This window comes from Thermoanaerobacter sp. X514, assembly GCF_000019065.1.
GTDB lineage: Bacteria > Bacillota > Thermoanaerobacteria > Thermoanaerobacterales > Thermoanaerobacteraceae > Thermoanaerobacter > Thermoanaerobacter pseudethanolicus.
In genome coordinates, this window is the sequence record NC_010320.1 from 1,610,011 (window position 1) to 1,623,998 (window position 13,988).

Consider the following 13,988-nt stretch of genomic DNA (forward strand, 5'->3'; position numbering starts at 1 on the left):
TGTTTTTTCTTTAATGGGCTCTCTTGTTTATGTAATTATAGGGGGCCTTAAATTTTTTGTTAGTGTTTATTAACTTGTCTTTGGATTTCTTAATGAGTTTCTCTGCAAAGATCCTTAAACACTTCTTTAAATTCAAGAAAGTACTCATCTAAAATAGCAATTAGCTTTACTAGACAATTGATAGACAATTTAAGTCCTCTGTGTTATTATTAAAATTAGAGTGTTTATTACCATAGAGCTTAATCTATCATCTTTCCCGTTGCTAATATTTCTATTTTGCAAAAAGTCCAGTAGAAACTTTTAACAAACTAAAGAATGAAATATAGGAGGCTACAGATGAAGTTAATAGCAATATTAATATTTATAGCGACATATATTCTACTTCTTGTTTTACCTAAATACAGAACATATATTTCATTATTTTCAGCTTTATTATTTGTATTAATTGGAATACTTCCCTTTCAAAAAGCTCTATCTTACATTGATTGGAATGTTATATTGATGATTGGCGGAACTATGGGAATAGTAAACCTGTTTATCGAATCAAAGATGCCTGCTTTGATGGCTGATGTTATAATAGACAAAGTCGCAAGTATAAAATGGGCCATAATATCTCTTGCAGCCTTTGCTGGCATAGTTTCAGCTTTTATCGATAATGTAGCTACTGTTTTAATAATAGCACCCGTTGCTATGGATATTGCAAAGAAGCTTAATATTTCACCAGTCTATATGATTATTTCAATAGCTATTTCATCAAACTTACAAGGTGCTGCAACCTTAGTTGGAGATACTACCTCGCTTTTATTAGGTGGTTATGCTAAAATGGATTTTATTGACTTTTTCTTTTTTAAAGGTAGGATGGGATTGTTTTGGATAGTTCAAATTGGGGCAGTAGCTACAATACCTATTTTATTGCTCTTTTTTAGAGAATATAATCAACCCATTCATCTTGAGGAAAAGCAAGAGGTTGAGGACTATTTCCCATCATATCTTTTGATTTTGATGGTAGCATTATTAATAATTGCTTCCTTTATTCCTAATAAACCTGAAATTACAAATGGTTTAATATGCACAACATTGCTTTTAATAGGTATAATTAAGGAGGTCGTCATAAGCAAAAATAAACACGCTTTAAATAATACTCTTTTACAAATTGATTATGAAACAATCCTTCTGCTGATGGGGCTTTTCGTAGTAATAGGTGGAATTTCTGAGGTTGGAGTTATAAACGATATTAGTAAAATTTTTTCAAGATTTGGAAAGGGCAACTTATTTTTAATCTATACTATTATAGTTTGGTTCTCAGTTTTTATATCTGCCTTCATTGATAATATACCATATACTGCTACGATGCTTCCTGTTGTATCAAAAATTGCTCAAGAAATGGGAATACAACCTTATCTTCTTTATTTTGGCCTACTTGTTGGGGCAACATTGGGAGGTAATATAACTCCAATAGGTGCATCTGCTATTATAACTGGATTAGGAATTCTAAGAAAAGAAGGATATGAAGTTAAGGCAAAGGACTTTATGAAGTTAAGTATTCCATTTACTTTAACAGCAGTTATAACTGGTTATATTTTGACTTGGATTATTTGGAGGTAATGTAAAGGGAATAAGGGTGATAGATTGGTAAAAAACAAAAAACTGGTAATAATAGAGGAATGGTGCAAAGGCTGCGGCATTTGTGTGGTATTTTGTCCTGTTAAAGTATTCGTTTTTGAATTTAATTGTCTATATAAAATTCGACAAAAGTGGATGAATTCCTTTGAAAATATATAGCAGAACCCCTTAATTTGTGAGGATTTTGGAGTTCTGCAAAGACCTAAATAAAAAAATGCTAAGGAGGTTATTTATGGTATGGAAGATCGAAAAACTTTGTGGCAAAAAATAGCCAGCATAGGACCGGGTGCCATTGTCGCTGCAGCATTTATAGGCCCGGGTACTGTAACCACCTGCACCCTGGCGGGCGTCAATTACAAATACACTCTGCTGTGGGCCTTACTGTTTTCAACCATAGCGACTATAATACTTCAGGAAATGTCGGCTCGCATCGGGATAGTAGCCAATAAGGGATTAGGAAGCACCATCAGAAAAACCTTTGAGGAAAACCCAACGGCCAAAATTGTCGTAATAGCTCTTGTGATCGCAGCCCTGGGAATTGGGAACTCCGCCTTCCAGAGCGGCAATATAAGTGGCGCCTCTATGGGATTGCAGGTGATTCTTGGAGGTTCAAAACAAGTCTGGGTAGTCCTCATCGCGCTGATAGCAGGATTCCTCCTCTGGACCAGCAGTTACAAGTTAATCGAAAAGGTATTGGTCGGTATAGTTATAATGATGAGCATTGTCTTCGTCGCCACAGCCGTAGTGATCTCTCCCAACTGGGGTGAGGTTTTTAGGGGAATCTTTGTTCCAACGATTCCACCAGGCGCCCTCATAGTAACCCTCGGACTCATAGGGACAACCGTTGTGCCGTATAACCTGTACCTTCATTCATCCATTACAGCCGAACGCTGGGGTAGTTACAAAGACAAGAGAGAAGCCATATCGGAATCAAGAGCCGATACCATGCTGTCTATAGGTCTGGGCGGAATTATATCCATGGCCATAATCATTACTTCCTCTTCCATGTTCAGCACCGGCGTACAAATTAAAACCGCCGCCGACATGGCGAGCCAGCTGGAGCCCCTGCTGGGGCCATGGGCAAAATGGTTTTTCGCAATAGGCCTGTTCTGCGCCGGGATTTCTTCGGCCATAACGGCACCCATGGCCGCCGCCTATGCTATAACTGGCGTCCTCGGGCTGAAAAGCGACCTAAAGGAAAGGCATTTTCGTATAATATGGCTGCTGGTATTACTAATTGGTGCCACGGTGGCCTTTTTGGGCGCCAACCCAGTACAGGTAATAGTTTTTGCCCAGGCGGTAAACGGCGTACTGCTTCCCATCTCGGCAATACTCTTGCTTGTGGTAATAAACAACCAAAAGATCATGAAAGAATTTGCAAACACCACCGTATCCAATATACTCGGGTATTTCGTCGTAGTCGTAACCGTAATTCTCGGGTTGAGGATGTTCCTGACAGCCCTAAAGATAATATAATTGGTGTTAGTATAATATTGTAGACACTATAACTTGAACAAGGTAAAATAGAATTACAAAGAGAGGAAGTGTCTACAAGATGTCAAAGTGACAAAGAAAATATAATGAAGAGTTCAAACACACTATAGTAGAGCTGTATAACTTTATGTTTTATCAACCACTACCTTCAACACCAAGAGGAGGGAATCCTTCTTTTTTTTTTTTCTCAAATCTTTTTGTATCAAGTATTGTAAGGTTTGATATCCCCCAAAATTAGGGGTTTATCTGACATAACTCTAAGTAAAAAAGGAGGTATGTTTATGAAATATCGAGTGGACATAAATAGTGACATTGGTGAAAGTTTTGGGGTGTATAAAATAGGTATGGATGAGGAAATAGTAAAATACATTTCATCAGCAAATATTGCTTGTGGATTTCATGCAGGTGATCCTATTGTAATGGCAAATACTGTTGAAAGATGTGCTAAAAATAAAGTGGCGGTAGGAGCTCATCCTGGATTTCCTGATCTATTGGGATTTGGAAGAAGAAATATAGATGTATCACCCACAGATGTAAAAAATTATATCATATATCAAATTGGAGCCTTACAAGCTTTTGCTATAAGTAACGGTATAAAATTGCAACATGTTAAAGCTCATGGCGCCTTGTACAACATGGCTGCAACAGATGAAAAACTTGCTATAGCAATTGCCGAAGCAATAGCTTCAGTAAATGAAAATCTCATATGCGTTGGGATGGCCAATACAGCCATGCAGATGGCAGCTGAAAAAGTAGGGTTGAGATTTGCTTGTGAGGTTTTTGCTGATAGAAACATAAATCCTGATGGTACTTTAGTTTCTAGAAAGCTTCCAAATGCTATTATACACGATGAAGAATTGGCTTGCAGAAGAGTGCTTCGAATGATTAAAGAGGGAGTTTGTGAGGCTATAGATGGTAGTCTAGTAAAAGTGAAAGTTGATACTATATGTGTTCATGGTGATAATCCCCAGGCTGTAGAATTTGCTAAAAGAATAAAAAAGACTTTAGAAGAAAATGGAGTTGAAATAATACCCATCGGTGAGTTTTTATAATACAGGGAGTTGATTATAATGTATGAAAAACCTAAAATTCTCTTATGCGGGGACAAGGCTGTTATAGTTGAATTTGGAAATGAAATAAGTGAGGAATGCAATAAAAAAGTAGTAAATCTTTATAGGACGTTAGAAAAAGAGAAGAGTGCAGGAATTATTTCTATGATTCCAACTTATAGATCTTTGCTTATTAAATATGATCCTTTAAAAATTGCTTACGATGAACTATTAAAACTAATTGAATCAAGCAATAAAGATAAGAATGAAAGTACAGAAGAATTTAGGTCTAAAATATATGAAATTCCGGTAGCTTATGGAGGAGAATTTGGCCCAGATTTAGATTTTGTAGCTAAATACCATAATATGACTGCTGAAGAGATAATAAGTATTCATACACAACCTTTTTATAGAATTTATATGGTTGGTTTCACAATGGGATTTGCGTATTTAGGAGGTATGTCTGAAAAAATTGCTACTCCACGATTAGAAAATCCGAGAACTGAGATAAAGGCAGGGTCAGTAGGCATTGCAGGTAACCAAACAGGTATCTATCCGCTTTCTAGTCCTGGTGGCTGGAGGATAATAGGGAGGACTCCTGTAAGATTATATGATCCAGAAAGAGAGAGGCCTATTCTTTTTGAAGCAGGTAATTACATAAAGTTTGTGCCGATAACAGGAGAGGAATTTTACAAGATTGAAAAAGAAATAGAAATGAAAAGATATCAAATTAAAATATACGATTATGAGTAACGAAACTTTCTCTAAGAACAGTAAAAAAACCAAAAATAGTAGAAACTTTGCAAGGTAGGTGAAAAAATGGAGTGCTTTAGAGTATTAAGTCAGGGTCTTTTTACAACTATTCAAGATATAGGTAGATTTGGATATGAAAGTCAAGGGATACCTACATCGGGAGCAATGGATGAATTTGCTTTAAGAATTGCTAATATATTGGTGGGAAACGATGAAAATGCTCCATGTCTGGAAATAACATTGATGGGACCTACTCTTGAGGTCCTAAGTGATGTTATGATCGCAGTAACCGGGGCTGAGATTCAACCTCTAGTGAATGGTTTTCCACGACCCTGTTGGTCTTCATTTCCTGTACAGAAGGGCGATATTGTATCCTTTGGACCAATAAAGTCGGGGTTCCGAGCATATCTTGCAGTAGCTGGAGGATTTAAAGGAAACTTGATAATGAATAGTGTTTCTACTTACACTAGAGGGAAGTTAGGGGGTATAAAAGGAAGACGTATTGAAAAGGATGATATCCTCATAAGTGGGGTTTCTCAGTCAGGGTTAGATGCAAGGAAGGTCCGAGATGAATATATACCTTCTTATTCTAGTGAAGAAGAAATAAGAATAATATTGGGACCTCAAGATGACTATTTTGATGAAGAAGCTATAAAAGTTTTTTTGAGTTCTACGTACGTAATTACAAAAGATTCTGATAGAATGGGTTACAGGCTTGAAGGACCTGAAATTAAAGCTAAGGAAAGGCATGATATAATTACGGATGGGCTTTTACCGGGGGCTATTCAAATACCTGGGAATGGAAAACCAATTATAATATTAAAAGATGCCCAGACTACAGGCGGCTATACAAAAATAGCGACAGTTATTTCAGTTGATTTGTCAAAGCTTGCTCAATTAAAACCAGGAGACAAAGTAAGGTTTAGAGCTGTTGACCTTTTTGAGGCGCATAAAATTCTTGTAGAAACTGAAAACAAAATCAAGGAGATTAAGGAAACTTTGAAAGTCTTAAAATATTTTAAGGTAAAAGTAAATGATAGATATTATGATGTTGGTGTTGAACCCCTTTGAGCTATGTTTTGATACGCAAACTAACAGTATATCAAAATATTGATTAACCAAAAAATTACATAAATAAAAAATGTTAAGGAGATGATCTTATGCCGGAAAAAATAAATTATGAAAATCTCAAACCTTCGGAAGCAAGACAGCTGATTAGAGAAGGTGTTTTAACAGGGCCTACTGCTGGTATCGCTTTGGGATATACCCAGGCTAATCTTGTAATGCTTCCCAAAGAACTTGCTTATGATTTTCTTCTATTTGCTTTTAGAAATCCAAAACCTTGTCCTATTCTCGATGTAACTGACGTAGGAAGTCCAGAACCAAAAGGAGTTGCAAAAGGAGCGGATCTGCGAACCGATATTCCCAAATACAGAATTTATAAAAAAGGTGTACTAGAAGCAGAAGTTAATGATATAAGAGATTACTGGCGCGATGATTTCGTAGCTTTTCTTTTGGGCTGTAGCTTTACGTTTGAAAAAGCTCTTCTAGAGAATGATATTCCTGTAAGACATATTGAAGAAGGTAAAAATGTCCCTATGTATATTACCAATATAGAAACAAGGCCAGCAGGAATTTTTCATGGCTATATGGTGGTCAGTATGAGACCAATTCCTCAGAACCTTGTAGTAAGAGCTGTTCAGGTAACTTCGAGATTCCCATCAGTTCACGGCGCTCCTGTTCATATAGGGGATCCTAAAGCTATAGGTATAGCTTCTCTTGATAAGCCGGATTTTGGCGATCCTGTTGAGATAAAAGCAGGAGAAGTACCTGTTTTTTGGGCATGTGGAGTAACGCCACAAGCGGTGGCAATGAAATCAAAACCTGAAATTATGATAACTCATTCACCGGGACATATGTTTATTACAGATTTAAAAGATGAAATGTTAGCATGTTAAAGAAAATTGCCTTTTAAATTGAGTTTTTCATTATCCTAGATAAAAAGCTAGAGTATAACATAAATAAAACGAGCCAGATTCCGCATCTCATGAATTATTACTGGACAGAAAAAGAAGTAGAAGAAAGACAGGAAATTATGATGGTAAATGCTTTTAACGCTATATATGAATTAGCACAGCAGTACAAAGTTGATATGAGGACAGCAGCTTACATGATATCGATTAAACGGGTTTATGAAGCTATGAAAATTAGTGGTTGGTTATAAAGGCCTTCATTGAAGGTCTTTTTGTTATATGGTAAAATATTATAAAAAGCTTATTAGAGGAGGCTTCTTTATGGTAAGGAGTCTTCTAACTGTAGATTGGGATTATTTTATACCTTCTAAAAAAGAGTGGTTTTTCTCTTATATAGAAAATGATAAAAATTTGACTCAACTGTGGTATAAGAGATATATAAAAGGGAAATTAGAGGGAGAAGATTTGGAAAAGACTATAAAAGTAGGTAAAGTCATAAAAGGCTTCTGGGATAAAATAAAGACACAGTTTAAGTTTGATAAAAACATTAAAATTTTTGTCTCTGAATCCCATAAAGTTGCCTATTATTTGGCAAAAAATTTTGAGTGTTCTGAAGTAGTTTCTTTTGATGCCCATTCTGATTTAGGATATGGTGGACTACCTTCACTGGATTTTGAATTAAATTGCGCTAATTGGCTAGGTAAGCTTTTAAAAGAAAATATAGTAAAAAGAGCCAAAATTGTATATAGTCCTTACACCTTTGAAAAGCCTTTAGATTTTGAGGATTTTAACAACCTTTACAACATACAGTATTATAAATCGGTAGAAGAATTACCAAAAGAGAATTTGATAGGGGTTATACACATTTGTAGGTCGGGTACTTGGACACCTCCTTGGCTGGATGAAAGATTTGAAAAATTTATAAATGAGTTAGGCTTGCCTTTTAAGAAAATTGCAATAAAAGAGAGAAAGTGGGAGGTGTCAAAGCTTTCTTACGCAGATCAAATCTTTTACCTTAATTTCGCATAAAACTTAAGGAGGAATTGTATGACTACACGACTATATATAGCACGTCACGGGCAATCAGAGTGGAATTTACACAATAAAATGCAAGGTGTGCAGGATATTGATTTGACACCTACAGGTTTAAAACAGGCTGAACTACTGGCAAGTCGATTAAAAAATGAGAAAATAGATTGTATATATTCAAGTGATTTAAAAAGAGCGTATATAACTGCACAAATAATTGCAAAAGAATTTGGATTAGAAGTTCAAAAAATTCCTGAGTTTAGAGAAATGTCCTTTGGTATATGGGAAGGGCTTACAGCGGAAGAAATCAATGAATTGTATAAAGAAATATATACATTATGGAAAATAAATCCTGTTAAAGCTAATATAGAAAAAGGAGAGACTTTAGAAGAAGTTCAAAAGAGAATGCTAAAAAAGACATTGGAGATAGTTAAAGAGAATGATGGCAAAAGTGTATTGATTGTTTCTCATGGGACTTCTATAAAAGCACTGATTTTGGGGCTTTTAGGAATTGACTTAAGTTTTTATCCTAGATTTAGACTTGATAATACTTCTCTTAATATAGTAGATGTTAAGGAAGATGGTAAAACTGTTCTGGTGCTATTTAACGATACTTGTCATTTAAGGAGAGATGAAAAAATAATATGAAAAAAGTATTTGTAGTAGGCGGCGGCCCAGCAGGAATGATGGCAGCTTTATCAGCAGCTATGATGGGAAAAGAAGTAAGTATATATGAGAGGAATAACATTTTAGGTAAAAAATTATTAGTTACAGGTAATGGAAGGTGTAATATTACTAATTTTGCTGACAAAGAAGAATTTTTCGAGAATATTCCAGGAAATAGTAAATTTTTATATAGCGCTTTTAGCAAGTTTTCTAATAAGGATTTAATAGAGTTTTTAAATAAAAATGGGCTTAAAATTAAAATAGAAAGAGGTTTAAGGGTTTTTCCGGTTTCAGATAAATCAATAGAAGTGAGAGATTTTTTTGTGAATATGCTTAAAAAATATGGAGTAAAGATAAATTATAACTGCAGAGTAAGTGATGTGATAGTGGAAAATAAACACGTAAAGGGCATAAGTGTTGATGAGAGTGTTTTAAACTGCGATAGTGTAATATTAGCAACAGGAGGAGTGTCATATCCTACGACTGGCTCTACTGGTGATGGGTATGAAATTGCTAAGAAATTGGGGCACACAATTATAGAGCCATTTCCTTCCTTAGTGCCGATTGTTACATATGAAAATGTAAGAGAATTGATGGGACTCACTCTTAAAAATGTCAAAGTTTCTGCTTTTTTTGGAGAGAAATTAATAAGAGAAGAGTTTGGAGAAATGCTTTTTACCCATTTTGGGTTGTCAGGCCCTGCAATACTCACCTTAAGCAGGTTTTTACATGATTACTTAGGTAAGGGAGAAGTAGTAATAAAAGTTGACTTAAAGCCGGGACTTAATATTGAAAAGCTGGAGGAAAGAGTATTAAGAGATTTTAATAAGTACCAAAATAAAAATCTGAAAAATGCCTTGGAAGATTTATTGCCTCATTCATTAATCCTATATGTTATAAAAAGGGCGAATATAGACCCTGATAAAAAAGTTAGGGAAATAACCAAAAATGAAAGAAAAAAATTGGTCAATAGCTTAAAAAATCTTACTTTTAAGGTAAAAGACCTAAGGCCTATAAGAGAAGCTATTGTTACAGGTGGTGGAGTAAGTATAAAAGAAATAAATCCCTCTACAATGGAGTCTAAAATAATAAAAGGCTTATTTTTTGCAGGTGAAATTATAGATGTGGATGGATTTACCGGTGGATTCAACTTGCAAATTGCCTTTTCTACAGGCTATGTGGCAGGAATTAATGCATAAGTAAAATGCGGTTTTCCGCATTTTTTTATTTGCTTTGCATAAGATATAATAAAGAAAAGGAGGATAAACATGGGAAAAAGAGTCAAAAGGAAAAAATACAGATATATTGACAGTGAAAGTATTCTTGTAGTATTGATAATATTAGGGCTTTTAAGTATAGCTATAACTCAACTTTTGATGACAAATGACGACATAAGAGTTTTTTTAAGTTCTACACAAAGATTAGAGGGCATTAATTTAAATTCTAATCTTTCACAAGAAGGCAAAGTGACAATTGAAGTTGTAGAAAAGGACAAAGCATTAAATTCCTTTGTATTGTTGAACGGAGAACCAGTTGCGAATTTTTTTACCAAGTCTATTACTATTACAGTAAGGCCCAATCAAATTCTGGAAATAGATGGCACCCGAGAAAAGGAACCTCTTCATTTTAAAGTAGTAGCAATTAGTGAAAATGTAATTGAGCCGCAAAATACTACTGTAGTTAAAGTAGAGAAGAATATACAAAAAATATGCATGGTTAGATTGAAATGATTTATTTGTAAAGGGTAATTATGCTATAATATAAAAAAGACAAAGGATGATAGGAGAGGAGAATGCCCTATAAAAGTCATAAGAGGTGCTATAACTTCCAAAAATACAAAAGAAGATATTTTAAAGGATACTACTATTCTCATTGAAGAAATTATTAAAGCAAATGAATTAGAAAAGAAAAATATCATTTCTATTTTTTTTAGCGCAACTTGTGATTTAGATGCGGTTTACCCTGCCGAAGCAGTTAGGAATATGGGTATGACCTCAATACCTATGATGTGCCTACAAGAAATGGAGGTAAAAGGCAGTCTCAGCCATTGCATAAGAGTTGCGGTTTTTACAAATTTAAGTGAAGATAAAGAGGTTAAACACGTTTATTTGAAAGAAGCAAAAAAACTGCGTCCAGACTTAGTTTGAGGTGATAGTATTGACTGTAAAAATAGCAATAGATGGGCCGGCGGGGGCTGGCAAGAGCACTGTTGCAAAAAAATTAGCTAAACTTTTAAATTATACCTACATTGATACAGGTGCTATGTATAGAGCTATTACATATAAAGCCATACAAGAGAAAGTGAATCTTATAGAAGAAAACAAAATAGCTGATATTGCGCAAAGTGCTGATATTATCTTAGAAGGAGAAAAAATTTTTTTAGATGGAAAAGACATTTCTGAAGAAATAAGAAAACCAGGAGTTTCTGAAAAAGTATCTTTGGTATCTAAAATACCTAAAGTTAGAGAAATTTTAGTACAAAAACAAAGGAAAATTGCTGAAGGTAAAAATGTAGTAATGGATGGGAGAGATATAGGTACGGTTGTGCTGCCTGATGCACAGTTTAAGTTTTTTTTGACCGCTTCTTTAGAAGAAAGGGCAAAACGGCGTTATAGAGAACTTAAAACTAAAAATGTAAATGTAAGTTATTACGAGGTGTTAAAAGAAATAGAAAATCGTGACACCATAGATTCACAGAGAGATACATCTCCTCTAAAAATTGCTGAAGATTCTATTGTCATTGATACTACGTATCTTTCAGAAGAAGAAGTTGTAGAAAAACTGTACAATATCATAAAGGAAGGATTAAAAGGGGAAATTTAAGTATGTTTTATTATATTGCTAAAGTTATTGTACGGACAATCATAAAAGTGATATTTAGAATAGAAATACGAGGACTTGAAAATATCCCTAAAAAAGGTCCGGTAATCATATGTTCTAACCATATAAGTCTTTTAGATCCTCCTGTCATAGGAGCCCTTTTAAATAGGCGAATATACTTTATGGCAAAAGAAGAGCTTTTTAAAAATCCTTTTTTAAGGCTTCTTTTAGGGACAGGCTTAGGGGCTTTTCCCGTTAAAAGAGGTACTGCTGATTTATCAGCTATTAAAACTGCTTTAACTTACTTAAAAAAAGGAAGAGCAATTGGAATTTTTCCTGAAGGTACAAGAAGTAAAACTGGTCAGCTTCAAAAGGCTGAGCCAGGAGTTGCTATGTTGGCAATTAAGGGGAATGCCCCAGTAGTGCCTATAGGAATTAAAGGGAGATATCGTCTTTTTTCTAAGATTATTATAAATATCGGTAAACCAATAAGTTTTGTAAAATATGCAAATTCTAAACTTTCCTCTAAGCAACTTTCTGTTATTGGGGAAGAAATAATGCAGGAAATTGCAAAATTGCTGTAGGAGGTAAAGAATGAAAATATTGATTGCTGAGTATGCAGGTTTCTGCTTTGGAGTAAAAAGAGCTATTGAAACTGCATATCAGGAAATTGAAAAAGGTGATGGAAAGAAAATATATACTTTAGGTGAAATTATTCATAATCCACAAGTTATATCGGACTTATCGAAAAAAGGGGTTAATGTTATTGAAGAAGAAGAGCTGGATAAATTAACTGAGGGCGATAAATTAATTATCCGAAGTCATGGGGTGTCTAAAAAATTATACGATTTTCTCGCTAAAAAAGGAGTTGAAGTCATAGATGTTACCTGCCCATTTGTAAAAAAGGTACAAAATATAGTTTATGAGTACTACCACAAGGGCTACTCTATTATCATTGTAGGAGATAGAAATCATCCAGAAGTAATAGGAGTAAACGGATGGTGTGATGACACTGCTTATGTGGTAAATTCAATTGAAGAAGCTTATGAATTACCTCAATTAGAAAAGGCATGTGCAGTTGCTCAAACTACTCTCATTGAAAAGCATTGGAAAGATATTTTAGAAGTAATAAAGCTAAAAGTTAAAGACCTTATTTTTTTTAATACTATATGTGATGCTACACAAAAAAGACAAGATGCTGCTGATGAGCTTTCAAAAAAGGTAGATGTAATGTTTGTAATTGGGGGAAAACATAGCTCTAATACTCAAAAACTAAAAAAGATATGTGAAAAAAATTGTAAAAACACTTTTCATATAGAAGATGCAGAGGAATTGACTCTTGAGATGGTAAAAGACCATGAGATTATAGGAGTAACAGCAGGAGCTTCAACCCCCGATTATGTGATAGAGGACGTGATAAAAAAAATTAGATTTTTAAAAGGGGAAGATGGGGATGAGTGATTTTTTAGAAGGTTATACTTTTAAGACGTTGCGACCTGGAGACATTGTCAAGGGAAAAGTGATAAAAGTTTCTGATGAGGGGATTATTGCAAATATTGACTATAAATCAGATGCTTTTGTGCCTAAAAATGAACTTTCTTTAAATCCTAATTTTGATGTAAAAAAGACCTTCAATGTTGAGGATGAGTTAAATTTATATATAATAAGTGTGGAAAATGATGAAGGAAACGTATTAGCCTCTAAAGTTATGGCTGATGATAAACTGAGCAGAGAAAAAATTGAAAAAGCCTATAAAAATGAAGAGATAATTGAAGGAGAAGTTATTGAGGTTGTAAAAGGCGGAGTGATTGCCTACTCATTAGGAGCTAAGGTTTTTATTCCTGCTTCTCAACTGGAATTACATTATGTCGACAAATTAAATGAATATTTAGGTAAAACTTTGCGGCTTCGAATAATTGAGTATATTCCTGGCAAGAAAATTGTTGGATCACAAAAAGAAGTACTAAAATTAGAAAGGGAAAAAGCTAAAAAAGCGCTTTTATCTAATTTGAAAGAGGGAGACATAGTAGAAGGGAGAGTAAAAAACATAATAGATAAGGGGGCTTTTGTAGACATAGGAGGTTTTGATGGTTTTATCCCTCTAAGTGAAATTAGCTGGGAAAGAATTAAAAATCCGCGAGAAGTATTGGGAATGGGAGATAAAGTGTCGATTTATATATTAAAGGTGGATGAAAAAAATGAAAAAATTACTTTGAGCCTGAGAAAAGTGTTGCCAGATCCGTGGAAAAATGTAGAAACGAAATATCACGAAGGAGAGGTGCTAAAGGGAACTATCACTAAAATTACGCCTTTTGGGGTATTTGTGCAGTTAGAACCAGGGATAGAAGGATTAGTTCATAAAAATAATTTAGAAAATAGTATCAAAACATACAAAATAAATGATATTATAGGAGTAGAAATATTGAACATAAATCAACAAGATAAAAAAATAAATCTTAAAGAAGTGCCTCTTGAAGAAGAAGATATTGTAGAAATAGAGCATCAAGAGCTTAGAATTACTTTGGGAGAAATATTTAATAAAAATTTTTAAACTGTCATGTAAAAAACCTTGACAAAAGAA

Annotated in this window: 15 protein-coding genes and 2 pseudogenes; all 17 read left to right on the top strand. The window is 34.3% G+C overall.

What is annotated here, in order from left to right; all coding sequences use genetic code 11:
• The first annotated feature begins 336 nt into the window (after positions 1-336).
• On the top strand, positions 337-1,605 hold the full coding sequence (locus TETH514_RS08025; protein WP_003868767.1) for an SLC13 family permease: 1,269 nt from the start codon (positions 337-339) through the stop codon (positions 1,603-1,605).
• Positions 1,606-1,629: 24 nt separating this feature from the next.
• Positions 1,630-1,713: pseudogene (locus tag TETH514_RS13160) on the top strand (4Fe-4S binding protein); the annotation flags it as partial.
• Between the two features lie 147 nt (positions 1,714-1,860).
• Positions 1,861-3,099: an Nramp family divalent metal transporter gene (locus TETH514_RS08030; RefSeq protein ID WP_009052366.1), complete on the top strand. Its 1,239-nt coding sequence runs from the start codon at positions 1,861-1,863 to the stop codon at positions 3,097-3,099.
• Between the two features lie 299 nt (positions 3,100-3,398).
• Positions 3,399-4,169, top strand: a complete 771-nt coding sequence (locus tag TETH514_RS08035; protein WP_003868764.1) for a LamB/YcsF family protein — start codon at positions 3,399-3,401, stop codon at positions 4,167-4,169.
• 18 nt (positions 4,170-4,187) lie between these two features.
• Positions 4,188-4,919, top strand: coding sequence for a 5-oxoprolinase subunit PxpB (gene pxpB / locus TETH514_RS08040; RefSeq protein ID WP_003868763.1), 732 nt, complete (start codon positions 4,188-4,190; stop codon positions 4,917-4,919).
• A gap of 66 nt (positions 4,920-4,985) precedes the next feature.
• Entirely contained in the window at positions 4,986-5,990 is a 1,005-nt protein-coding gene (locus TETH514_RS08045) for a biotin-dependent carboxyltransferase family protein (protein ID WP_009052367.1), read from the top strand.
• A gap of 89 nt (positions 5,991-6,079) precedes the next feature.
• Positions 6,080-6,877, top strand: coding sequence for a putative hydro-lyase (locus tag TETH514_RS08050; protein ID WP_009052368.1), 798 nt, complete (start codon positions 6,080-6,082; stop codon positions 6,875-6,877).
• A gap of 77 nt (positions 6,878-6,954) precedes the next feature.
• Positions 6,955-7,143, top strand: a pseudogene (locus tag TETH514_RS12365) (glutamate dehydrogenase); the annotation flags it as partial.
• A gap of 70 nt (positions 7,144-7,213) precedes the next feature.
• Positions 7,214-7,921: a hypothetical protein gene (locus TETH514_RS08055; protein ID WP_009052369.1), complete on the top strand. Its 708-nt coding sequence runs from the start codon at positions 7,214-7,216 to the stop codon at positions 7,919-7,921.
• 18 nt (positions 7,922-7,939) lie between these two features.
• On the top strand, positions 7,940-8,569 hold the full coding sequence (locus tag TETH514_RS08060; protein WP_003868758.1) for a histidine phosphatase family protein: 630 nt from the start codon (positions 7,940-7,942) through the stop codon (positions 8,567-8,569).
• The gene (locus TETH514_RS08065) at positions 8,566-9,786 is read left to right on the top strand and encodes an NAD(P)/FAD-dependent oxidoreductase (RefSeq protein ID WP_009052370.1); all 1,221 of its coding nucleotides are present in this window, start codon (positions 8,566-8,568) and stop codon (positions 9,784-9,786) included. The genes TETH514_RS08060 and TETH514_RS08065 overlap by 4 nt, the downstream gene beginning before the upstream one ends.
• Before the next feature lie 69 nt (positions 9,787-9,855).
• A complete protein-coding gene (locus TETH514_RS08070) occupies positions 9,856-10,317 on the top strand; it encodes a hypothetical protein (RefSeq protein WP_009052371.1) in 462 nt (153 codons plus the stop codon).
• 69 nt (positions 10,318-10,386) lie between these two features.
• Positions 10,387-10,734 (top strand): chorismate mutase, encoded by a 348-nt coding sequence (gene aroH / locus TETH514_RS08075; RefSeq protein ID WP_009052372.1) that lies wholly within the window; start codon positions 10,387-10,389, stop codon positions 10,732-10,734.
• Positions 10,735-10,744: 10 nt separating this feature from the next.
• Positions 10,745-11,410 (top strand): (d)CMP kinase, encoded by a 666-nt coding sequence (gene cmk / locus TETH514_RS08080; RefSeq protein ID WP_009052373.1) that lies wholly within the window; start codon positions 10,745-10,747, stop codon positions 11,408-11,410.
• A 2-nt stretch (positions 11,411-11,412) separates the two neighbouring features.
• Positions 11,413-11,991, top strand: a complete 579-nt coding sequence (locus TETH514_RS08085; protein ID WP_009052374.1) for a 1-acyl-sn-glycerol-3-phosphate acyltransferase — start codon at positions 11,413-11,415, stop codon at positions 11,989-11,991.
• 10 nt (positions 11,992-12,001) lie between these two features.
• Positions 12,002-12,868, top strand: a complete 867-nt coding sequence (locus TETH514_RS08090) for a 4-hydroxy-3-methylbut-2-enyl diphosphate reductase (protein WP_009052375.1) — start codon at positions 12,002-12,004, stop codon at positions 12,866-12,868.
• Complete coding sequence (locus TETH514_RS08095) at positions 12,855-13,958, top strand: 30S ribosomal protein S1 (protein ID WP_009052376.1); 1,104 nt, start codon at positions 12,855-12,857, stop codon at positions 13,956-13,958. Before TETH514_RS08090 ends, TETH514_RS08095 begins: the two co-directional genes overlap by 14 nt.
• Positions 13,959-13,988 lie beyond the last annotated feature (30 nt).